The organism is Streptomyces sp. NPDC051578 (genome assembly GCF_044454045.1).
GTDB lineage: Bacteria > Actinomycetota > Actinomycetes > Streptomycetales > Streptomycetaceae > Streptomyces.
In genome coordinates this window covers 128,465-150,450 of sequence record NZ_JBITDH010000004.1, presented here as the reverse complement: position 1 = coordinate 150,450, position 21,986 = coordinate 128,465, and the positions used below count along the sequence as shown (strand labels likewise).

Sequence of the window (21,986 nt, the reverse complement as noted above, 5' to 3'; positions counted from 1 at the left end):
GGAGACCACACCATGCAACTCCACGACGTCTGGTTCGTGCTCATCGCCGTCCTGTGGATCGGCTACTTCTTCCTGGAGGGCTTCGACTTCGGGATCGGCGTACTGACGAAACTGCTCGCCCGCGACCGGCAGGAAAAGCGGGTGCTGATCAATACGATCGGACCTGTCTGGGACGGCAACGAGGTCTGGCTGCTCACGGCCGGCGGTGCCACCTTCGCCGCGTTCCCCGAGTGGTACGCCACCCTCTTCTCCGGCTTCTACCTGCCGCTGCTGATGATTCTGGTCTGTCTCATCGTCCGCGGTGTCGCCTTCGAATACCGGCACAAGCGTCCCGAGGACAAGTGGCAGACCAACTGGGAACACGCGATCTTCTGGGCCTCACTGGTCCCCGCGTTCCTGTGGGGTGTGGCTTTCGCCAACATCGTCCGGGGCGTCAAGATCGATCAGCACAAGGAGTACGTCGGCACCTTCCTCGACCTGCTCAACGTGTACTCGCTCCTCGGTGGTCTGGTCACGCTGACCCTGTTCACCTTCCACGGCGCCGTGTTCGCCTCGCTCAAGACGGTCGGTGACATCCGGGACCGATCGCGTCGGCTCGCGACCCGGCTGGGCGTCGTCACCGCAGTCCTGGCGGTGGTCTTCCTGCTCTGGACCCAGTCCTCGCGCGGCGACGGCGAGAGCCTGATCGCCATGGCCGTCGCGGTCGCGGCGCTGCTCGCCGCCTTGGGCTTCAACATGGCGGGCCGGGAAGGCTGGTCGTTCGCACTGTCCGGGATCACCATCGCGGCAGCCGTCGCGATGCTCTTCCTGACGCTCTTCCCGAACGTCATGCCCTCCTCGCTGAACGACTCCTGGAACCTCACGGTCACCAACGCTTCGTCCAGCCCCTACACCTTGAAGATCATGACCTGGTGCGCCGCAGTGGCCACACCGGTCGTCATGCTCTACCAGGGCTGGACCTACTGGGTGTTCCGCAAGCGGATCGGAACCCAGCACATCGTCGACGCGCACTGATCCGGCGCGTCGACCGACTCTCCCGCTTGACCCTCCCGAGGGGATGTTTCACGTGAAACCGATCGACCCGCGCCTGCTGCGCTACGCCCGCTCCACCCGCCTCTTCCTGGCCGCGGTGGTGGCCCTCGGGCTCGCCGGGGCGGGGCTGGTCGTCGGACAGGCGATGCTCCTCGCCGAGATCGTGGTCGGCGCCTTCGAGGAGGGGCTGGACGCAGACTCGCTCCGGACGCCACTGCTGCTGCTCGCAGCGGTGGCGCTGGGGCGCGCTCTGATCGCCTGGCTCACGGAACGTGCCGCGCACCGGGCCGGCGCCGCCGTCAAGTCGGAGCTGAGAGGGCGGCTGCTGGACCGGGCCGCGGACCTCGGACCCGGCTGGCTGAGCGGGCAGCGGACCGGCTCGCTGGTGGCACTGGCCACCCGAGGTATCGACGCACTTGACGACTACTTCTCCCGCTACCTGCCGCAGTTGGGGCTTGCTGTGGTCGTCCCCATGGCGGTGCTCGCCCGGATCGTCACCGAGGACTGGGTCTCGGCAGCCATCATCGTGGTCACGCTGCCGCTGATTCCGCTGTTCATGATTCTTATCGGTATGGCCACACAGTCCCGGATGGACCGCCAGTGGCGGCTGCTGTCCCGGCTGTCGGGGCACTTCCTGGACGTGGTGGCGGGGCTCCCGACGCTCAAGGTATTCGGCCGGGCCAAGGCCCAGGCCGAATCGATCCGTAAGATCACCGACGACTACCGCCAGGCCACGATGCGGACACTGCGCATCGCGTTCCTGTCGTCGTTCGCCCTGGAGCTGCTGGCCACGCTCTCGGTCGCCCTGGTGGCCGTCACCATCGGTATGCGGCTCGTCCACGGGGACCTCGACCTGTACACGGGGCTGGTCATCCTGATCCTGGCTCCCGAGGCCTACCTCCCGCTGCGACAGGTGGGAGCGCAGTACCACGCGGCAGCGGAGGGCCTGTCCGCCGCGGAGGAGATCTTCGAGGTCCTGGAAACGCCGGTGACCGCTTCGGGTGGGACCGGTGAAGTGCCCGCCCAGGGGCTGCGGATCGAACTCGACCACGTGGCGGTCAGGTATGCCGGACGGAGTACGGACTCGCCCGGACCCGTATCACTGGCCGTCGAGCCTGGGGAGTGCGTCGCCCTCACCGGGCCGAGCGGGGCGGGGAAGTCCACCTTGCTCCAGGTCCTGCTGGGCTTCGTGGCGCCCACCTCCGGGCGGGTACGGGTCGCAGGCAGAGACTTGAGCGAACTGGCACTGGAGGAGTGGCGGGAGCGGATCGCGTGGGTGCCGCAGCGGCCGCACCTGTTCGCGGGCACGATCGCCGAGAACGTACGACTGGCCAGGCCCGCCGCCTCCGACGAGGCGGTGTTCCAAGCGCTGCGGGACGCCGGAGCGTTGGAGTTCGTAACCGGGCTTCGCAGAGGTCTGGACACTGCGCTGGGCGAGGGCGGTACGGGGCTTTCGGCAGGCCAGCGCCAGCGGTTGGCTCTGGCGCGGGCGTTCCTGGCGGACCGGCCGGTGCTGCTGCTGGACGAGCCGACCGCAGCGCTGGACGGGGAGACCGAAGCGGGCATCGTGGACGCCGTCCGGCGCCTCGCCGTGGGGCGGACCGTACTGCTGGTGGTGCACCGGCCGGCCCTGCTCGCGGTCGCGGACCGGGTGGTGGAACTCCCGGCAGCCGACCCGTCGGCCGACCTGGGGTCCGGGGCCGACAGGGCTCAGGCTCAAAGCTCCGCCGAGGCGCTCGGGCGGGAGGAGCTCGGGCGGGGGGAGCTCGGGTCCGGCGGCGAACCGTCCGGCCCCGGTGACTGGATTCTCGGCACGGCGCCCGACCGGACCGCGAAGAAGCAGGGGCCTGGTACCGGTGGGAGGCATCCCCTGGCCTGGGTCAGGGGAGTGGCCAAGGCCTGGCAGGGGCGGTTCCGGCTCGGCCTGCTGCTCGGGGCGCTCGCTGTCGGTTGCAGCGTCGGGCTGATGGCCGTGTCGGGCTGGCTCATCGCCCGGGCCTCCGAACAGCCGCCCGTGCTCTATCTGATGGTGGCCGTCACCGCCACCCGCACTTTCGGCATCGGCCGGGCCGTCTTCCGCTACGCGGAGCGGCTCGTCTCACATGACGCGGTGCTGCGGATACTGGCCGACCTGCGTGTCGGCGTGTACCGGCGCCTGGAACGGATCGCGCCTGCCGGACTGCGCGAGCAGCGGCGAGGAGATCTGCTGTCCCGGCTCGTGGCCGACGCCGACGCGCTTCAGGACTACTGGCTGCGCTGGCTCCTGCCGGTCGGAACCGCCGTGCTCGTCGGATCCGGTTCGGTCGCCTTCACCACCTGGCTCCTCCCCGAGGCGGGAGCCGCCCTCGCCGTCGGACTGCTCGCGGCGGGCGTGGGAGTGCCGCTGCTGAGCGGGGCAGTCGCCCGCCGTGCGGAGCGTCGGCTCGCACCCGCCCGGGGTGAGCTCGCCACCCGGGTGGCCGATCTGCTCACCGGCACTGCCGAGCTGACCGTGGCCGGTGCATTGGACGGGCGGAAGGACGCGGCGAAGCAGGGCGACCGGAGCCTGACCGTGATCGCCTCGCGAGGAGCCTCCGCGACCGGGCTGGGCAGCGGCCTGTCCGCCCTGGTGTGCGGGCTGACCGTGGTGTGCGCTGCCGCGCTGGGCGCCAACGCGGTGGCCGACGGCAGGCTGGCGGGAGTGGCGATGGCGGTGGTCGTACTGACCCCGCTCGCCGCCTTCGAGGCCGTCACCGGACTCCCGCAGGCCGTCCAGTACCGGCAGCGGGTTCGCCGCAGTGCCGAGCGGATCTACGAGGTCATCGACGCGCCCATGCCGGTCACTGAGCCGGAGCAGGTCGCTGCGCGCCCCGCTTCGCCGTTCCCGCTGACACTCACGGGCATCACCGCCCGGCACCCGGGACAGGAGACGGACGCGCTGCAGGACGTGGACCTGACCCTCGAAGCGGGCCGCCGCATCGCCGTCGTAGGCCCGTCCGGATCGGGCAAGACCACACTCGCGCAGGTGCTGCTGAGGTTCCTGGATCAGCGAGAAGGCTCGTACACCCTGGGTGGCACCGAAGCGCGCGCCCTCGACAGCGACGACGTACGCGGCCTCGTCGGCCTGTGCGCCCAGGACGCACACCTCTTCGACAGCTCCGTGCGCGAGAACCTGCGACTGGCCCGGACCGATGCGAGCGACGCCAGGCTGCGGGACGCGCTGTCGGCGGCCCGGCTGCTGGAGTGGGTGGAGAGCCTCCCGGACGGTTTGGACACCCTGATCGGTGAGCACGGTGAGCGGATGTCCGGTGGCCAGCGCCAGCGGCTGGCCCTGGCCCGGGCACTGCTCGCGGACTTCCCGGTACTGGTTCTGGACGAGCCGGCCGAGCACCTGGACCTGCGTACCGCGGACGCGTTGACGGCGGACCTGCTGGCCGCGACCGAGGGCCGCACCACGGTTCTGATCACGCACCGGCTTGCGGGACTGGAGGCCGTGGACGAGGTGCTCGTGCTGGACCGGGGGCGCGTTGTCCAACGAGGTGCGTACGGGGAGCTGGCCACCGCCGAAGGGCCGCTGCGACGGCTCCTGGAGCGTGAAAGGGAGACTGATGGGACGTTGGCTGACTTTCACAGCTAATGGGGACTAATTAGGCTCAAGGGCATGTCAGGGGAGCAGTCTCAGCAATCGCCGGAACCAGCACGGCCCTCGCCGGACCCGCTGGAGGCCGCCGCTCACGCCACTCGCAGTCTGCAGGGGCTGTCCACCGAACTCACCGCTCGGGTTCCGCAACTGCTGGAGGCGATGCGCTCGGTCGGTACCGGGCTGGAGCTCCATTCCACGCTCGACCGCATCTGTGAGACGGCTGCCGAGCTCGCCCACGCCCGGTATGCGGCGATCGGGGTCGTCGACACCGACCGCCGGGGCCTGTCCGATTTCGTCACCTTCGGCCTCAGCGAGGCACTGGCCCGGAAGATCGGACGCCGCCCGGACGGGAAGAGGGGCCTGCTCGGGGCACTGATCTCACACGCTGACACGGTGCGGCTCCCGGACCTGACGAAAGATCTGCGTTCAGAGGGTTTCCCGGCCCACCACCCGCCCATGAAGAGTTTCCTCGGGGTTCCCATCCGGGTGCAGGGCGAGATCTTCGGCAACCTGTACCTGGCCGAGAAGAACGGTGGCGGGGAGTTCAACGACTACGACGTCCACATGGTCCGCGTCCTGGCCACCGAAGCCGGCATCGCCATCGGCAATGCCCGGCTGTACGAGGCCGCCACCCAGCGCGAGCGCTGGATCGACGGTTCGGTGGCCGTCACCACGGCCCTGCTGTCCGGAGGGGACGCGGACGACGCCCTCGCCGTGGTGGCCGAGCAGGCTCGCCGACTGGCCGACTCCGCCGCCGGGATCGTGATGCTGCCGGCCGAGGAGGGCGGAATGGAGATCGTCGCCGTCTCCTCCGACAACCCGGCCACCTCACTCGGCGTGGTGATCCCGCCCGAAAGCCCTGTCGTGAACGAGTTGCTGCGAGGTGAACCCGTCTTCGTGGAGGACGCGGCCGCGGACTCCCGCATGATCAGCCGGCTCACCAGCCAGTACGGGCCCTGCATGATGCTGCCGCTGCAGAGCGGCGGGCGGGTGCTGGGTGCGCTGGTGACCCCCAGGGCGAGGGGCGGGCGGCCGTTCAGCGAGGCGGAGCGCACCCTCGCCACGCAGTTCGCCTCGCAAGCGGCGCTCGCGCTGATGATGGCAGAAGCCCAGCGCGACAGGGAGCGGCTCGCGGTCTTCGAGGATCGGGACCGGATCGCCCGCGACCTGCACGATCTCGTGATCCAGCGGCTGTTCGCCACGGGGATGATGCTGGAGGGCGCTCAGCGCCGGTCCATCGTCCCCGAGGTGCGGGACGGTGTCGGCAAGGCGGTGGACGAGTTGGACGTGACGATCCAGGAGATCCGCACCGCCATCTTCGCGCTGCAGCAGGGGCCGGCGGAGGCGCCGTCGGGGCTGCGCACCAGGGTCCTGCGCGAGATCAACATGGCCGCCGTACCGCTGGGTTTCAAGCCCGCGCACCGGTTCATCGGCCCGATCGACGCGGCCGTCGGCGAACTGGTCGGCAAGAACCTGATCGCGGCCCTGCGAGAGGCCCTGTCGAACGCCTTCCGGCACGCGGAGGCCTCCCGGATCGAAGTCCTGGTGGACTCCACGATCCGTCTGGCCGACGGGCGGCCCGGCGTCCGCCTTGAGGTCGCCGACGATGGCGTGGGCATCGCGGAGGGCGGTCGGCGCAGCGGTCTGCGCAACCTGCGCCGACGGGCCGAGTCGCTGGGCGGCGCAAGCTGGTACGGCCCCGGCCTCGCCGGCGGCGGAGGCGGAACCACGGTCGTGTGGGAGGCCCCGCACTAGACCTGCCGACCGGACGGAGTTCGGGCCACCCGCTCGGACAGGACGCTGTCGCGCTGGTCAGAGCCCTGGCTGGGGGGCGGCACCTTCGGCCAGGATGCGTTCGATGACGAGGGCGACCCCGTCCTCGTTGTTGGCGACGGTGCGGTCCGAGGCACTCGCGAGCACATCAGGGTGGGCATTGCCCATCGCGTAGGAGGTGCCTGCCCAGGTCAGCATCTCCAAGTCGTTCGGCATGTCCCCGAAGGCGACGACCTCGGCAGGGGAAATACCGCGTTCGGCGCAGCACAGAGCCAGCGTGCTGGCCTTGGAGACACCGAGTCCGCTGATCTCCAGCAGGGACGTAGGGCTGGAGCGGGTGATGGAGGCGTAGGCGCCGGCCGCCGAGCGGGCCAGAGCCAGGAAATCGTCCGGCGCCAGGTCGTTGTGGTGGGCGAGGAGCTTGAGCACAGGAGCCGCAGTGTCGTCCAGATCCTCGCTCAGCAGCTTCTCCGCGATGGCGACGGAGGCTCCGGGGTCCTGGAAGAGCGGTGGATACGACGGCTCGTAATTGATGCCGGTGGTCAGTTCGACCGCGAACGACGTACCAGGAGCGGCGGCCCGCAATGCGTCCACGACCGCCAGCGCGGTGGCCCGGGGCAGGGACCGGACCTGTACGAATTCACCTCCGGCATGGAGGTCGACCACGGCGGCGCCATTCGCGCAGATCGCCAGGCCATGGCCGTGCACGTGATCGCTGACCACGCCCATCCAACGGGCCGGGCGGCCGGTGACGAAGAAGACCTCGATACCGGCCTGCTCGGCGGCGGCGAGCGCGGCGACCGTCCGGGGAGAGACGGTTTTGTCGTCGCGCAGCAGGGTGCCGTCGAGGTCGGTGGCGATGAGCCGGGGAGTGGAGAGAGGCCCGTCCGGGCACTGGGGAGCCGAGGTCACCGCTCCATCTTCGCCCATGGGTGCAGGCGGCAGGACCAAGATCAGCCAGGCGGCGCCGCACCGGTGTTTCACGTGAAACACCGCTGATGTTTCACGTGGAACACCGCCGCCGACCGATGTTTCACGTGAAACATCCGTGGGGCCCGTGGTGCGGAGATACGTAGTTGTTGCGCGGGCCCCGTACGCTCGAACGCATGAGTCTGCGTTTGAGCACTGTGATCCTCCCGGTACGGCCTTGGCATGCCGGAGGCCGTGACCAGTGGGTACGGGCCGAGCGGCTCGGATTCCACACCGCCTACACCTATGACCACCTGTCCTGGCGGACCTTCCGCGACGGCCCCTGGTTCGGCGCGGTCCCCACCCTGACCGCGGCGGCCGCCGTCACCGACCGACTGCGCCTGGGCACGCTCGTCACTTCGCCGAACTTCCGGCACCCCGTGACGCTCGCCAAGGACCTCATGTCGCTTGACGACATCTCCGGCGGTCGCATCACCCTCGGTATCGGTGCCGGCGGAAACGGCTTCGACGCGACCGCGCTGGGCCAGGAGCCTTGGACGCCGCGAGAGCGGGCCGACCGTCTGGCCGAGTTCGTGCCGCTTCTGGACCGGTTGCTCACCGAGGGAGCCGTGACGCATCACGGCACCTTCTACTCGGCCGAGGAGGCACGCAACATTCCGGGCTGCGTCCAGGGGCCGCGCCTGCCCTTCGCGGTCGCGGCGACCGGCCCACGGGGCATGAAGCTGGCCGCCCGGCATGGCCAGGCCTGGGTGACCACCGGCGACCCGAAGCTGGCGCAGGACGGTACGCCGGAGCAGTCGCGGGAGGCCCTGCGCGGGCAGCTGGAGAAGCTGGACAAGGCCTTCGCCGACGTCGGCCGGGACCCCGCCTCGATGGAGAAGATCCTTCTTACCGGCTTCACGCCGGAGGGCAGCGCCGTACTGGACTCCCTCGACGCGTTCGTGGACTTCGCGGGCCGTCACCAGGAGCTGGGCTTCACCGAGCTGGTCATTCACGCGCCGATCCCGGACTCCGACTTCGCGGCCGACGAGGCCGTCTTCGAGCGGATCGCCACCGAGGCGCCGGCCCAGCTGAACAGCTGAGCCGGCGAGCTGCGCGTCCGGCTCGCCAACCGCAGTCTGCCCCCGCCACTGATGAGTGACGGGGGCAGACGCGTCCGGGCAAGCGTCAGGACAGCAGGCCCGCGACGATCCGTTCAGCCTGCGGCAGCACCCACTCCGGCACGGCCTCCTCGGGCAGGGCCCGGATCTCCTCGATCAAAGCCGAGATACGCTCGGCGCCCGCCTTGGGGCGGCCCAGCTCGTGCTCGGTCCAAGCGGCGTTGTTCATGCACTGGAGGCGGTCCTGGATGTGGTCGGAACCGAGCTCGGCGTAAAGTCCGGCTGCCGTCTCCCACAGCCGGACCTCCTCCAGCCGCAGCGCCTCGACCTCGACCTCGACCTCGGCTTTGACCTCGACCTCGGCCTCGGCTTTGACCTCGGCTTCGGCTTCGGCCGGTGCGTCCGCCTCGGTGCCCGCCGCTTCCCCGGCGGCCTCCTCCCGCGAAGTCACCCATCGGTCCAGCACCTGCGCCAGCTGGTGCCAGGTCTGGGCGAGCTCGGCCCGCAGCTCCCGGGACTGAGGGTCGAGGGCGAGCGCGGACGCCAGTACCCCGGCCGCCTCGTCCATCCGGGTCCGGGCGCAGGTCACGCCCGCCTCGGTCACGTCCGCACGCAGTCCCAGCCAGGCCAGGGAACGCAGGATGCGCACCTCGGCGATCGGTGCGCCGCCCGCCTGCCGGTGCAGCTGGAGCGCCCGCTCATAGGCGGCGACCGCTTCGGGCACGAGTTCCGCACTGGAGAGCTGATCGGCGGCCGACTGGGCGAAGCGCGCCTGCGGACGGGGGTCCTCCCACTCCTTGCTGATCTCCGCCGCCAGCAGGTACTGCTCCGCCGAGGCGTGCCATTCCCGCAGCTCGCGCAGTAGATCACCGAGGAACTCGTGGGCGGCGACGGCCTGACCGTCGCCGTGCTCCAGCAGGTCCGCCAGCGCAGACTGCAGTACCTCCGCCGCTTCGGCGGTCCGGCCGGTGCGCGCATGGGCGCGGGCGAGCAGCAGCCGGGCCTGGGCACCGCCATCGGAGCTCAGACCGGCCTGGTCGAACCAGTGGGCAGCCGTGAGCGCGTGCTCGGCCGCCTCCTGCACCGCGCTCTTGCGTGCGTCTTCCTCGGCGCCTTCCGGTGCGTCCGCGCGGCGCAACAGGATGTCGGCGAGCGTGAGCAGTACGACGCCCCGCGTCTCGGCGTCGGTCACCTCCGCGGCGTTCTCCCATGCGGAACGGGCTGCTTCCTCGGCCTCCTCGGGCCGGCCGAGCGACGACAGCACGCCGGCGCGCAGGACCAGGGGATCAACGGCGATCCAGGGGCGGCCCGCGCCGATCGCCCGAGCCGCGGCGGAGGCCAGCAGGGGCAGGGCGCGCTCCGGATCGTCCTGGGCGAGAGCGACTCGGCCCAGCACCTCCTCCGCCTCCGCCACCACATCGGGAAGAGCCTGCGCGTAGGCGGCGACGAAGGCGACGAGCTCGGCCGACAGCTCAGCGTGCCCGTGGTCCTCCCCGGGGGCGTGGCCGTGCCCGGCGCCCTGTCGCGGCTCCTCGACCGAGCGGAGGTACGAGCCCACCCGGATCGACGCCAGTTCCGCGAGCGCGATCCGGCGGATCCGCAGCGGGTCCGCCGGATCCAGTGCCTCGGCGGCCCGCAGGGCCACGCCCAGCAGCTCGCGGATCACCGAGGGCTCGGCGCCCGACTGCGCGGCCACGGTCGCCAGGCGGAGCTCCGCGAGTGCGGCCCGCTCCGCCTGCCCGAGGGCCCGGTAGGTGTCGCGCACGGCCGTCAGCTGCTCCGCGGCGTCGTCCGCCCCGACCCGCGCGGCCGTCAGGGCCCGGTGGTCTGCGACATCGGCCGAGGCCAGCGGGTCGACCTCGTCCTGCGCGCCCGCGCCTGCCAGTACCGCCACCTGGCTCCAGAGCCCGTCGGCAGCCGGATGCCCCTGATCGCGCGCCGCCCGGGCCCGGCCGACGAGCTCGGTGAGATCACTCGGCACGCTCTCGGTCGGCGTGCCGACAGGTGCGGCGGGCGCCGGGCCGGCCGCCGCCGCGGACGGCAGGGAAGCGCTGCGTACGCCCAGCGGAAGCATCCCGATCAGTGGCTCGCGCGTGATCCGGGCCAGGAACCGGTCGGAGACCCGGGTCGTGCCGTTGCGCGTGTCGAAGCGCCGGGCAATGTCGAGCGAGCCGGCGAGGAGGACCTCGTGGAGCTCGCAGACGCTGTGCAGTACGCCGTTGTAGGGGACGGCAGGGCTCTGCCCGTGCCCCAGCTCCTGGAGTCGGCGCAGCAGTACGAGGACACCGCCGTGGAAGACCAGCTGGTCGCGGTCGTTGGCGAGCGGGGTCATTTGAGGGGCGTGTTCGGCGAGGATCTCCAGGCCGCGCGACTCGTTGCCGGTCAGCGCGCAGAACTCGATGTGCTTGCCGACCGAGGGCAGCAGGCTCTCGTTGCCCCGGACCAGACGGTAGCCGCGCAGGTGGTGGGAGCGGGCGTCATCGAACCGGCCGACCCGCAGCAGGGGCAGCAACGAGGTGGCGAGGACCCGGTGGGGCTCCTCGGCGCAAACGCGCTGCCCTTCCAGTACCTGCTTCCAGACGTCCAGGGCCTGGGCGTCGTCGCCGCGCAGAACGGCGTACTGGCCCTGGCTGTTGTCCTCGCAGGCATGGCAGTCGCTCATCTGGTCGCGTTCGGCGCCGCGCCATGCGCGGAAGGCGCGTTCCGCCCGCTCGTCGTCGCCGGTCGCGTCGGCGAGCCACATCTCGGCCTCGCGTACGGGGCGTTCGCTGTAGCCGGCGATCCGGTAGCGGCGTTCCATGTCGTTCAGCCAGCCGGCCGCCGACTCCAGGGGAATGTTTGGAGAGTTGCCGATGGCCGTGGCCACCCACTTGAACTGCCAGAACAGCGAGTGCGTGGCGCCTTCGGAAAAGGCGCCGGGGTCCTTGTCGTACTCCTGGAGCAGCCGGGCGAAGGGCACCAGCAGCTTCGGGGACTCGGCGCTGTAGAGATAGGCGTTGATGAGGTTGTCCAGCGCCTCACGGAAGAGGGCGGCGTCGCCGCTCGCCTCGGCCGCGCCCGCCAGCACCTCGGCGTGGGCGTTGCGGGCCGCGCCGCCGGGCGCGTGACGGTTCTCCGCCAGGCCGCGTTCGATCTCCTCGCGGGTCAGGGTCGTCACTTGTGGCCCTCCTGGGCATCGTGGGAGTGGGTCGCCCATTCCAGGAGTCCCAGGAACGCCCGGTTGAGCAGGGCCGAGTCGGCGGGGCGCAGCGGCCGCTGGGACATCAGCAGTGCCTGCCCGTACAGCGACTCGACGGCGGTGCCGGTGAGCGTCTCGTCGGGGAGTCCGGCGATGCGACGGATCAGCGGGTTGTTGTGGTTCAGGACCAGACGGGCGCGCGGCGCGGAACCGCGCAGGGAGCCGAGGATCCCGGTCCAGAGCGAATCGGCGCTGTCCAGGGCCGCGGTGCGGTCGCGCTCCTGGCGGGCCTGGCGGTCGTCCAGGTAGAGGGCGGGGACGGCGACGGGCTGGAAGGCGCGCAGCACCACGTCGCAGCCCTGTGCTTCGAGTCGGGTACGTGCGGTGGAGAGGAAGCCGGCGAGGGCGAGTTCGACGCCGGTCGGGACGGGGTCGAGGCGTTCGGTGACGGCTCCGGCGTCCAGTTCCGTGACCTTGAGCTCTGGGCGCACGGTGGGCAGCAGGGCCAGCAAATCGGCGTCGTAGGTGTAGCCGGCGTTGATGACGCCGAGCCCGTGGGCCGCCGCGATCGGGGCGATCTGCCGGAACTCCTCGACGGTGCGTGTGAAGTGGATGTCGCTGTGCGCGGCCGCGAACTCCTCCAGGCTCATCGAGCCGTCACTGGTCTCGAACGGCAGCCACGGCAGCATCAGGCCGAGCAGTTCGGCGTCGTGCCTGGCCAGGGACTTCACACCGAGGTGGTGGACGCCCAGGAAGGCCGCGAGCCGCTCGGGTTCGCTCGCGGCCAGCTCGGCGAGCCAGGTCCGGATGCGGGAGCCCAGCGCTTCCCGTACGGCGGCCAGGGTCTCGTCGTCGTACAGGTTCTCGCGGGAGGCGGTGGGACGCAGCGTGTCGGTGTCCAGGACGACGCGGACGAAGAACGCCCAGTCGGGCAGCAGGTTGCTCGCCTGGTCGGTGAGGAGCATGCCCTTGAGGTGGACGCGGTGGCCGGACCGGTGTGCGGGACTGGTCGGTCCGGGCAGGACGTAGGCGACGCCGCGCACACCGGCGACGGGCAGGTCGAGGTCGATGCTGTCGAGCGGGGTGAACCCGAAGACCTGCGCGCAGTGGCCCGCCAGTGCGACGCGGCGGGCGGCCGGGGTGGGGTGGGGGCGGTCCCACACGGCCGGACGGTCGGTGACGGGGCGCGGCTCGGCGCCGGGTCCCGCCTGGAAGGTGATGTCGTAGGGGAGCAGGGACCCGTAGTCGCGGGCGAGCTGCTCGACCTTGGCGGGGGCCATCCATTCCTCGGCGCCGTGACGTGCGCGCAGCAAGACGGTGGTACCGGGTTCGGGTCTGGCCTCGTGGTCCAGCTCGCGGACGGTGTACGAGCCGTCATCCGTCGCCAGCCACTCGACGGGCGGCGCGGTGAGGTCGCGTGCGGACCGGGTGACGACGCGGATTTCGGTGGCCACGACGAAGCAGGCGAGCAGGCCGATGCCGAACTGCCCGAGGAATTCCTTGCGCGCCGTCTCCAGGCCGTGTTCGCCGCCGCGCTTGGAGCTCCTGCCGATGGTGGCGAGGAGGGAGTGTGCCTCGTCGGCGGTCAGCCCGATGCCGTCGTCCGAGATGCCCACCGTTCCGTCCTCGGCCCACAGCCGGATGCGCGGCCGGGCGTCGGGCTCGATGCCCTGACGTGCGGTGATGGCGTCCACGGCGTTCTGCATGAGCTCGCGCACGTAGACGCGCGGGCTGGAGTAGAGGTGGTGGGAGAGGAGGTCGACCAGCCCGCGCAGGTCTACCTGGAAGCTGTTGGCGGCCGGGTCGGGCGGGGCCGACGATTGCGCAGGGGTCGTGGACGTCATGCAGCGTCACCTCGTGTCATCGCGTGAGTGGTTCGGCGATCGCGAGGTGCCCCCCTCACCGATCCCGGAATTGAGGAACAGGGTAGGGGGATGATCTGACAATCTCCGCTCGAATTCCGTGCCTACGGCAAGCGCAGGAACCGAGGCGGCACCGCATCGACCAGCCATACGCCGTTGGCGCTGATCCGGAAGACGTGCCCGGCCGCGCGCATCGCGGCGGCGTCCACGGCGAGGACGACCGGTCGGCCGCGCCGGGCGCCCACCCGGGTCGCGGTCTCACGGTCGGCCGAGAGGTGTACGTGGTGGCGGGCCATGGGCCGCAGGCCCTCGGAGCGGATCGCGTCCAGAGCGGCGGCGACCGTGCCGTGGTAGAGGTACGCGGGTGGTTCGGCCTCCGGCAGCCCGAGGTCCACCGCGACGGTGTGGCCCTGGCTGGCCCGGATCCTGGTGCCCTCGACGGCGAAGCGCTGCTTGTCGTTGACCGCCACGACGTGGTCGAGTTCGGCCCGGCTGAACGGGAACCCGTGGGCGGTGGCGGCGCGCAGCAGGTCGTCGATCTCCACCCAGCCCTGCGGGTCGAGCACCAGTCCGATCCGTTCCGGCCGGTGCCGCAGGTGTTTCGAGACGTATTTGGACACCTTCACGGCGCGTCTGTCGTCCATCGTCCCAGGGTGCCGCCTGCGAGCCGGGAGCTGCAGCGCTTTTTCGCCGGTCCGGGGGCCCGGACCCCCTCTATCGCGTTTCCAAGATACGGAATACATTTTCCGATCAGTCGCGCCTCAGGGGGAGGAACCATGCCAATCGACGCTTCACTGCCGCGCCGCGCTGCGGCCGAGCTCATCGGCACCGCCGGCCTGCTGGTGGTGGTGATCGGCTCAGGGATCCAGGCCAAGGCCCTCAGTCGTGACGCCGGTGTCGCACTCGTCGCCAACTCGATCGCCTCCGCCATCGGGCTCGGTCTGATCATCACCCTGCTCGGCCCGCTGTCCGGCGCCCACCTCAACCCGGTCGTCACCCTCACCTCGTGGTGGGCGCGGCGGAGCGGTGGCGAGGGGGTGGACGGCCGGGAGGTCCTCGTCTACGCCGCCGCCCAGACCACCGGCGCGATCGGCGGGGCCGTCCTCGCCGAGGTCATGTTCGGCCGGGTCCCGGGGACCTTCGCCACCCAGGTCCGCGACGGCAGCCACCTGCTGATCGGTGAGGTCGTCGCGACCGCCGGGCTGGTGCTCGTCATCCAGGGCCTCGGCCGCGTCGGTCGCCCGCGGCTGATCCCGGCGGCGGTGGCCGCGTACATCGCGGCGGCGATCTGGTTCACCTCCTCGGGTTCCTTCGCCAATCCGGCCGGCACCGTCGGACGTGCCTTCAGCGACTCGTTCACCGGGATCGCGCCCCGGTCGCTGCCCGGGTTCGTCGCTGCCCAACTGCTCGGAGGGGCCATCGGCCTCGCGCTCGCCGCACTGCTCTACGGCGCCCGGCGCGGAACCCGGCGCGCTGGCACCGAGGCAGTGCTCTCGGATGTCGCCCCCAGTCCCTCGGATGCCACCGAACCGGCCACACCGGTGGCTGATTTCCCCCGCCCGGATGCCTCGGAGTCGCTCGCGATATGAGACCGCGCCCTGGTTGCCCACAGGAACGGCCGAGTTGTCCACAGCCGGTTCGGCGGGTTTTGGCGGCAAGAGCGTGATTCGCCCTGTGGACTACTGATCGAGCACTACCGGCCGCCGCCCCGGCTGGCCAGCTCGTTCATGGTCCGCGCCTGGAGCTCCCGCTCCGTGGCGGCCCGGACGAACTCCCCCACGTGTTCGGGACCCACAAGATCCTGCACCGCCCGCACGGTCTCGGCGGGCAGCGGCACCGCCGACGGTCCCGATGCCCGCGCCGTTCCGACTGCTCCCAGGTGCTGTTGCAGGTGCCGGGTGGCGAACAGACGCATCGCCCGTGCGAGCTCGGCGTCCACCGTCTGCTGCGCCAGCGGGCGCAGCCTGCGTACCATCGTCGCCGCCTCCGCGGCGTCCGCGTCCGTGGGCGGGACCTGCCCCAGATAGCGTGCGAAGACGTGCTCGGTGGTGAACTCCAGGAACCGCGAGGCGATGTGTTCCACCTGGCCGCGCAACTCCCGCAGATGCCCGGTGATGGCCGGCAGGGGAACCCCGGCCGCGTGCAGCTCCGCGGCCACCGCCAGCTCTTGCGGGGAGGGGACGAGGAACTCGTCGGGACGCCCGGGGATCCGTTCCAGCACCCCCAGCTCGCACGCCTCCCCCACCGCATCGTCATCGGGCCTGCCCCCGAACCGCTCGTCGAGTTCGGCCCGGCTGATCCGCGCCGCCTCCTCGTCGGTCCAGGGCCCGTGCACCTCGGCGACCAGACCCAGGACGCCCCCCAGTCCACGCCCCGCGTCCCAGGCCTCCAGCAACTCCTTGATGGAGGCAAGGGTGTAGCCGCGGTCCAGCAGGTCCGCGATCTGACGCAGCCGCGCCAGATGGGTGTCCCGGTACACGTTGGACCGGCCACGCCGCTCCGGCTTCGGCAAAAGCCCGCGGTCCTGGTAGGCGCGGATCGTGCGCACCGTCGCCCCGCTGTGATGCGCCAGATCCTCGATCCGGTACTCGGCCAGCGCCTGATCGGACAATCCCGGCTCCCTACGACATAGCGGCTCGGCCGGCCGCGCCCGCCGCGGCCCGGGCAGCAGGTGACGCCGCCAGGTGCTCGACCGCCGTGCGCAGCGAGCCCTCCTGCGAGGGATGGTACGACCGCCGCAGGTAGCCGGATACGGCCGTGCCGGGCTCTGTGCGGGCGGCGAGGCCGGCCCGGCTCACAGCCGGGGCTCCAGCTTCGCGATCCGCCGCAGCAGGCGGGGTGTGAAGCGGGACATCCACAGCGCGCCCTTGGACTCCGGCGTCACCGGCACGACGGCCTGGTTGCGCACCACGGCGAGCAGGATCGCGTCGGCGACCTTCTCCGGCGGGAAGTTCCGCAGCCCGTACAGCCGGGAGGAACGCTCCTGGCGGCGCTTCTCCTCGGCCGCGTCCACCCCGGCGAACCGGGAGGTGGCGGTGATGTTGGTGTTCACGATGCCCGGACAGATCGCCGAGACGCCGATCGACTTCGACGCCAGCTCGGCGCGCAGGCACTCGCTCAGCATCAGGACCGCCGCCTTCGACGTGCTGTAGGCGGGCAGCGTTCTGGACGGGAGGTAGGCGGCGGCGGAAGCGGTGTTGACGATGTGGCCGCCCTGGCCGCGCTCGGCCATCTGCTTCCCGAAGATCCGGCAGCCGTGGATGACGCCCCACAGGTTGACGTCGAGGACCTTCTTCCAGTCCTCCGAGGTGGTCTCCAGGAACGGGCCGGACAGCCCGATCCCGGCGTTGTTGACCAGGACGTCCACGATCCCGTACTCGGCTGCGGTCCTCGCCGCCAACTTCTCCATCGCCTGCTCGTCGCTGACGTCGACGCACTCGCCCCAGGCCTGCGGAGCGCCGACCAGGCGGGCCATCTCGGCGGTGCGCGCCGTTCCCTCGCCGTCCCGGTCCACGCACACCACCCGCGCCCCGGCCTCCGCGAACGCGAACGCGGTGGCCCGCCCGATGCCGCTGGCAGCGCCGGTGACCAGCACCAGCTGCCCACCGAACCGGTCGGCGTACTTTCCCGGGGCCTTCCGCTCCGGCGCGCGCGTCGCGGGCTCCTCCGTGGCGGTGACGAACTCCGTGATCCAGGCGGTCAGCTGGTCCGGGCGGGTCCGGGGCACCCAGTGCTGCGCGGGCAGGGTCCGCCGCACGAGATCCGGAGCCCACCGTTCGAGCCCGTCGTAGAGCCGCTCCGACAGGAACACGTCCCCGGTCGGGACGATCAGCTGGACCGGTACGTGCGCGTACGCGTCGGCGCGCGGACTGCGCATACGGGGTCGTACGTTGTCGCGGTAGAGCCACGCGCCGTGGGCCGCGTCCGAGGCCAGTGAGGCGGTCGGGTAGTCGCCGGCCGGGACGTTCTCGACGCGCTGGAGGATCCCCGGCCACCGCTTGCCGAGAGGACCGCGCCAGGCGAGCTCCGGCAGCCGGGGGGTGTGCAGCAAGTACACGTACCAGGATTTGCGGCCCTGGTTCAGGAGCTGGGCGGCCCGCCTCGGGGTGGGCCGCGCCATCCGTTCCTTGACCCAGTGCCCGAAGTGGTCGAGCGAGGGTCCCGACATGGAGGTGAAGGAGGCGATCCGGCCCTCGGTCCGGGCGACCGTGGCGAACTCCCAGCCCTGGACCGAGCCCCAGTCGTGTCCGACCAGGTGCACCGGCCGGTCCGGACTGACCGCGTCGGCCACGGCCAGGAAGTCGTCCGTCAGCTTCTCCAGGGTGAAGCCGCCGCGCAGCGGAACCGGAGCCGAGGAGTGCCCGTGGCCCCGTACGTCGTACAGCACGACGTGGAAACGCGCGGCCAGCCGTTCGGCGACCTCCGACCAGACCTCCTTGCTGTCCGGGTAGCCGTGCACCAGCACCACGGCCGGCCGGCCGGCCTCCCCGAGTTCGACGACGCACAGGTCGACGCCGCCGGTGCGCACCCGACGCTCGCGCGCGCCCGCGAGACCTGCTCCCTTTATGCCGCTCATGCCGCGTTCTCCTCAGCCCAGCGCCGCACGTGCGGCAGGTCGTCGTCCAGCCAGAAGGCGCTCTCCTCGGGATCCCGGGAGTCGGTGACGACCAGGATCTCCTCGAACTTCGCGCCGGTTCCCCGGAAGCCCAGGTGGGGCTCCACCGCCCACAGTCCGGGCTGCGGTGGGTGGTCGGAGAAGTGGTACGGGCTCCACAGCGGCGACCAGCCCTCACGATGCCCGTGCAGGGCGTCGCTCGCCAGGCCCTTGAGGGACTGGGTGCCGAACCCGAAGGCGGTGGGCGACCAGCGCCGCTCCTCGACCCGGTCGATCTTGTGCGCGATCACGCCGAAGGGATAGGCACGATGCCGGTTGGCGTAACCCTGGCGGGTCATGAGCCGTTCGACGTTCTCGTATATCTCGCGCAGCGGACGCCGCTCGCGGACCTGTCCCAAGATCAGCTCGCGATGAGGTCGCAGATCGGACATCAGGCGGTCCTGGACGGGGTTGAGCCCGAGGCTGCCCGAGTAGCCGACGTCGGCCGCGTACCCCTTGTGGACCGGGGCCATGTCGAGGATGAACGGCATTCCCGGCTCCAGTCGCCGGTTCGTCGGGAAGAACTGGAGGGGGATCTTGAAGTTCACGAATGCGGTGCGGTCCCCGAACCAGGCGAACGGCATGTGGAACCAGTCCCGCACCCCGCGCTCACGCAGCCACTCCCGCTGCATGCGTGCCGCTTCCCGCTCGGTCACCCCGGCACGGAGCTGCGCCGCGACGGCCTCGGCGCACTCGTAGGCGAGGCGCTGCACCTCCCGGAACCCGCGCAGCTCGGTGGAACGTGCGGCGAGCGACGAGCCTGCGGTCAAAGTGGTGCCGTGCCTCGTGCGTTGCGTGGTGTCCCCAGCCATGTCAGCCGTCCGTCCGTATAGCCGTACGCGTCCGTAACTTGACACTGATGAATGTGACAATGACCGGAGGTCACGTCAAGGGCCGTGCGCAGACCTGTGGATAAAGTTCCTCGGCCCGCGCCGAACGCAGCGGCGCCTTCCCCTCCGTGTAAGCCTTCTGTCAGGGTCCGTAGTCCTCAAGGCGGAGACGGGGTCCCGCTCCAGGTCTGACGATCGCAGTGCTGCGCACCACTAACGTCGAAGCCGTGACTGTCATCGCGACCGAAAGCCTGAGCAAGCGGTACCCCCGAGTGACCGCTCTCGACCGGCTCTCCCTGGACATCGGGCCCGGCGTTACCGGCCTCGTGGGTGCCAACGGAGCCGGCAAGTCCACGCTGATCAAGATTCTGCTGGGACTGTCCCCCGCCACCGAGGGCCGCGCCGCCGTACTCGGACTCGACGTCGCCACGCACGGCAGCGCCATCCGCGAACGCGTCGGCTACATGCCCGAACACGACTGCCTGCCCCCCGACGTCTCGGCCACCGAGTTCGTCGTGCACATGGCGCGCATGTCCGGGCTCCCGCCGACCGCCGCCCGCGAGCGCACCGCCGACACCCTGCGCCACGTGGGGCTCTACGAAGAGCGCTACCGCCCCATCGGCGGCTACTCCACGGGCATGAAGCAGCGGGTCAAACTGGCCCAGGCGCTCGTCCACGACCCCCAACTGGTCTTGCTGGACGAGCCCACCAACGGCCTGGACCCGGTCGGCCGGGACGAGATGCTCGGCCTCATCCGCCGCGTCCACACCGACTTCGGCATCTCGGTCCTCGTCACCTCCCACCTCCTCGGGGAACTGGAGCGGACCTGCGACCACGTCGTCGTGGTCGACGGCGGCAAGCTGCTGCGCTCCAGCTCCACCAGCGACTTCACGCAGAACACCGCCACGCTCGCGGTGGAGGTCACCGACTCCGACGCCCACCCGGACGGCAGCGCCGCCCTGCGCAAGGCGCTCACCGAAGCCGGCCTCACCCTGCACGCGGCCGATGAACAGGGCTTGCCGGGAGCGGGCCACATCCTCCTCGTGGAGGCGACGGGCGAGGAGACGTACGACCAGGTCCGCGACACCGTCGCCGACCTCGGTATCGGCCTGGTCCGCATGGAGCAGCGCCGACACCACATCGCGGAGGTCTTCCGCGACAACGGCCACAGTGACATCCACCAGCAGAAGGGAGCCGGTTCCGATGGCGCCTGACACCTCGACCCAGATCCACAACATCGGTTACCGGTCCTACGACGGCCCCCGGCTCGGCCGCGCCTACGCCCGCAAGTCGCTGTTCTCGCAGTCCCTGCGCGGCGCCTACGGGCTCGGCCGTTCCGCCAAGTCCAAAGTGCTGCCGATGATCCTCTTCGCGGTGATGTGCGTTCCCGCGCTGATCCTCGTCGCCGTCGCCATCGCGGTACCGGGCTCCACCGACCTACCGGTCAAGTACACGACCTACGCCCTGACCACGCAGGTGGTGATCGGCCTGTACCTGGCCTCCCAGGCGCCGCAGTCGGTCTCCCGGGACCTTCGTTTCAAGACGGTGCCGCTCTACTTCTCGCGGCCCATCGAGCGCGTCGACTACGTCGTGGCGAAGTACGCGGCCATGGCATCGGCGCTGTTCATCCTCACCGCAACCCCGTTGTTGATCATGTACGTGGGCTCGCTGCTGGCGAAGTTCGACTTCGGGTACCAGACCAAGGGATTCGGGCAGGGACTGGTGTCCGTACTGCTGCTGTCGTTGCTGTTCGCCGGTGTGGGCCTGGTCATGGCCGCGCTGACGCCCCGCCGCGGGTTCGGTGTCGCCGCCATCATCGCCGTGCTCCTGATCCCGTACGGCGCGGTGACCGCCGTACAGGGCATCGCCTGGAACACCGGTTCCGCCGGCGCCATCGAATGGATGGGCCTGTTCTCCCCGATCACCCTGATCGACGGCTTCCAGACGGCCTTCCTCGGTGCGACCTCCGCCTTCCCCGGCGGTGAGGGCCCCGGCGCCGGCGCCGGGGCCGTCTACCTGCTCGTCATCCTCGCCCTCATCGCCGGCTCCTACGCCGCCCTGATGGCCCGCTACCGGAAGGCCGGGCTGTGACCATCATCGACATCGACCACACCTCCCGCTGGTTCGGGAACGTCGTCGCCGTCAACGACGTGACCATGCGCATCGGTCCTGGTGTCACCGGACTGCTCGGTCCCAACGGCGCCGGAAAGTCCACCCTCATCAACATGATGGGCGGCTTCCTCGCGCCCTCCACGGGCACCGTCACCCTCGACGGCACGCCGATCTGGCGCAACGAGCAGGTCTACAAGCAGGTCGGTGTCGTGCCCGAGCGCGAAGCCATGTACGACTTCCTCACCGGCCGCGAGTTCGTCGTCGCCAACGCCGAACTCCACGGGCTCGACGATGCGGCCGCGCGACGGGCGCTCGCCACCGTCGAGATGGAGTACGCCCAGGACCGCAAGATCTCCACGTACTCCAAGGGCATGCGCCAACGCGTGAAGATGGCCTCCGCCCTCGTCCACGAGCCGTCCGTGCTGCTCCTCGACGAGCCGTTCAACGGGATGGACCCGCGCCAGCGCATGCAGCTGATGGAACTGCTGCGGCGCATGGGAGACGAGGGCCGCACGGTGCTGTTCTCCTCCCACATCCTGGAAGAGGTCGAGCAGCTCGCCTCGCACATCGAGGTGGTCGTCGCCGGCCGGCACGCCGCCTCCGGTGACTTCCGCAAGATCCGCCGCCTGATGACGGACCGCCCGCACCGCTACCTCATCCGCTCCTCCGACGACCGGGCGCTCGCAGCGGCCCTCATCGCCGACCCTTCCACGGCCGGTATCGAGGTCGACCTCAAGGAAGGCGCCCTGCGCATCCAGGCCGTCGACTTCGGCCGCTTCACCGAGCTGCTGCCGCGGGTCGCCCGCGCGTCCGGCATCCGGCTGCTGACGGTGTCCCCCTCCGACGAGTCCCTCGAGTCGGTCTTCTCCTACCTCGTCACGGCCTGAGGAGCT

Annotated in this window: 15 protein-coding genes and 1 pseudogene; 8 read left to right on the top strand and 8 right to left on the bottom strand. The window is 70.8% G+C overall.

The window, feature by feature from the left end:
- Positions 1-12 precede the first annotated feature (12 nt).
- Genes cydB through ACIA6C_RS19780 form a run of 3 tightly spaced genes read left to right on the top strand, consistent with a single transcriptional unit; the run spans position 13 to position 6,409 of the window.
- Positions 13-1,014: a cytochrome d ubiquinol oxidase subunit II gene (gene cydB, locus ACIA6C_RS19790; RefSeq protein WP_399277520.1), complete on the top strand. Its 1,002-nt coding sequence runs from the start codon at positions 13-15 to the stop codon at positions 1,012-1,014.
- A gap of 52 nt (positions 1,015-1,066) precedes the next feature.
- Positions 1,067-4,648 (top strand): thiol reductant ABC exporter subunit CydD, encoded by a 3,582-nt coding sequence (gene cydD / locus ACIA6C_RS19785; protein WP_399277518.1) that lies wholly within the window; start codon positions 1,067-1,069, stop codon positions 4,646-4,648.
- 24 nt (positions 4,649-4,672) lie between these two features.
- Positions 4,673-6,409 (top strand): GAF domain-containing sensor histidine kinase, encoded by a 1,737-nt coding sequence (locus ACIA6C_RS19780; protein ID WP_399277516.1) that lies wholly within the window; start codon positions 4,673-4,675, stop codon positions 6,407-6,409.
- A gap of 57 nt (positions 6,410-6,466) precedes the next feature.
- Here the strand turns inward: ACIA6C_RS19780 and ACIA6C_RS19775 are convergent, their stop codons facing one another.
- Positions 6,467-7,357 carry a Cof-type HAD-IIB family hydrolase gene (locus ACIA6C_RS19775; protein ID WP_399277514.1) on the bottom strand — a complete coding sequence of 297 codons (891 nt, stop codon included), beginning with the start codon at positions 7,355-7,357 and terminating at the stop codon, positions 6,467-6,469.
- 176 nt (positions 7,358-7,533) lie between these two features.
- On the opposite strand from ACIA6C_RS19775, the gene ACIA6C_RS19770 reads away from it, so the two are divergent.
- Complete coding sequence (locus tag ACIA6C_RS19770) at positions 7,534-8,439, top strand: LLM class flavin-dependent oxidoreductase (protein ID WP_399277512.1); 906 nt, start codon at positions 7,534-7,536, stop codon at positions 8,437-8,439.
- An 85-nt stretch (positions 8,440-8,524) separates the two neighbouring features.
- On the opposite strand, the gene ACIA6C_RS19765 is transcribed toward ACIA6C_RS19770, so the two are convergent.
- The 3 genes from ACIA6C_RS19765 to ACIA6C_RS19755 all read right to left on the bottom strand — a co-directional run bounded on the left by ACIA6C_RS19765 (position 8,525) and on the right by ACIA6C_RS19755 (position 14,141).
- A complete protein-coding gene (locus ACIA6C_RS19765; protein ID WP_399277510.1) occupies positions 8,525-11,614 on the bottom strand; it encodes a hypothetical protein in 3,090 nt (1,029 codons plus the stop codon).
- Positions 11,611-13,479 carry an HSP90 family protein gene (locus ACIA6C_RS19760; RefSeq protein WP_399277508.1) on the bottom strand — a complete coding sequence of 623 codons (1,869 nt, stop codon included), beginning with the start codon at positions 13,477-13,479 and terminating at the stop codon, positions 11,611-11,613. Before ACIA6C_RS19760 ends, ACIA6C_RS19765 begins: the two co-directional genes overlap by 4 nt.
- 122 nt (positions 13,480-13,601) lie before the next feature.
- Positions 13,602-14,141: an RNA 2'-phosphotransferase gene (locus tag ACIA6C_RS19755; RefSeq protein ID WP_399277506.1), complete on the bottom strand. Its 540-nt coding sequence runs from the start codon at positions 14,139-14,141 to the stop codon at positions 13,602-13,604.
- Between the two features lie 132 nt (positions 14,142-14,273).
- Between ACIA6C_RS19755 and ACIA6C_RS19750 the strand changes: the two genes are divergently transcribed.
- The gene (locus tag ACIA6C_RS19750) at positions 14,274-15,086 is read left to right on the top strand and encodes an aquaporin (protein ID WP_399277504.1); all 813 of its coding nucleotides are present in this window, start codon (positions 14,274-14,276) and stop codon (positions 15,084-15,086) included.
- Positions 15,087-15,190: 104 nt separating this feature from the next.
- On the opposite strand, the gene ACIA6C_RS19745 is transcribed toward ACIA6C_RS19750, so the two are convergent.
- From ACIA6C_RS19745 to ACIA6C_RS19730, 4 genes and pseudogenes are all read right to left on the bottom strand, one after another.
- Positions 15,191-16,108, bottom strand: coding sequence for a MerR family transcriptional regulator (locus tag ACIA6C_RS19745; RefSeq protein ID WP_399277502.1), 918 nt, complete (start codon positions 16,106-16,108; stop codon positions 15,191-15,193).
- A gap of 10 nt (positions 16,109-16,118) precedes the next feature.
- Positions 16,119-16,253 (bottom strand): annotated as a pseudogene (locus tag ACIA6C_RS19740) (metal-dependent hydrolase); the annotation flags it as partial.
- A 38-nt stretch (positions 16,254-16,291) separates the two neighbouring features.
- Positions 16,292-18,073: an SDR family oxidoreductase gene (locus ACIA6C_RS19735; protein WP_399277500.1), complete on the bottom strand. Its 1,782-nt coding sequence runs from the start codon at positions 18,071-18,073 to the stop codon at positions 16,292-16,294.
- Positions 18,070-18,963 (bottom strand): M24 family metallopeptidase, encoded by an 894-nt coding sequence (locus ACIA6C_RS19730; RefSeq protein WP_399277498.1) that lies wholly within the window; start codon positions 18,961-18,963, stop codon positions 18,070-18,072. The genes ACIA6C_RS19735 and ACIA6C_RS19730 overlap by 4 nt, the downstream gene beginning before the upstream one ends.
- Before the next feature lie 245 nt (positions 18,964-19,208).
- Between ACIA6C_RS19730 and ACIA6C_RS19725 the strand changes: the two genes are divergently transcribed.
- Genes ACIA6C_RS19725 through ACIA6C_RS19715 form a run of 3 tightly spaced genes read left to right on the top strand, consistent with a single transcriptional unit; the run spans position 19,209 to position 21,980 of the window.
- Positions 19,209-20,195 (top strand): ABC transporter ATP-binding protein, encoded by a 987-nt coding sequence (locus tag ACIA6C_RS19725; RefSeq protein ID WP_361130919.1) that lies wholly within the window; start codon positions 19,209-19,211, stop codon positions 20,193-20,195.
- The gene (locus ACIA6C_RS19720) at positions 20,185-21,072 is read left to right on the top strand and encodes an ABC transporter permease (RefSeq protein ID WP_361130922.1); all 888 of its coding nucleotides are present in this window, start codon (positions 20,185-20,187) and stop codon (positions 21,070-21,072) included. Before ACIA6C_RS19725 ends, ACIA6C_RS19720 begins: the two co-directional genes overlap by 11 nt.
- Positions 21,069-21,980, top strand: coding sequence for an ABC transporter ATP-binding protein (locus ACIA6C_RS19715; RefSeq protein ID WP_361130925.1), 912 nt, complete (start codon positions 21,069-21,071; stop codon positions 21,978-21,980). The genes ACIA6C_RS19720 and ACIA6C_RS19715 overlap by 4 nt, the downstream gene beginning before the upstream one ends.
- Positions 21,981-21,986: the final 6 nt, after the last annotated feature.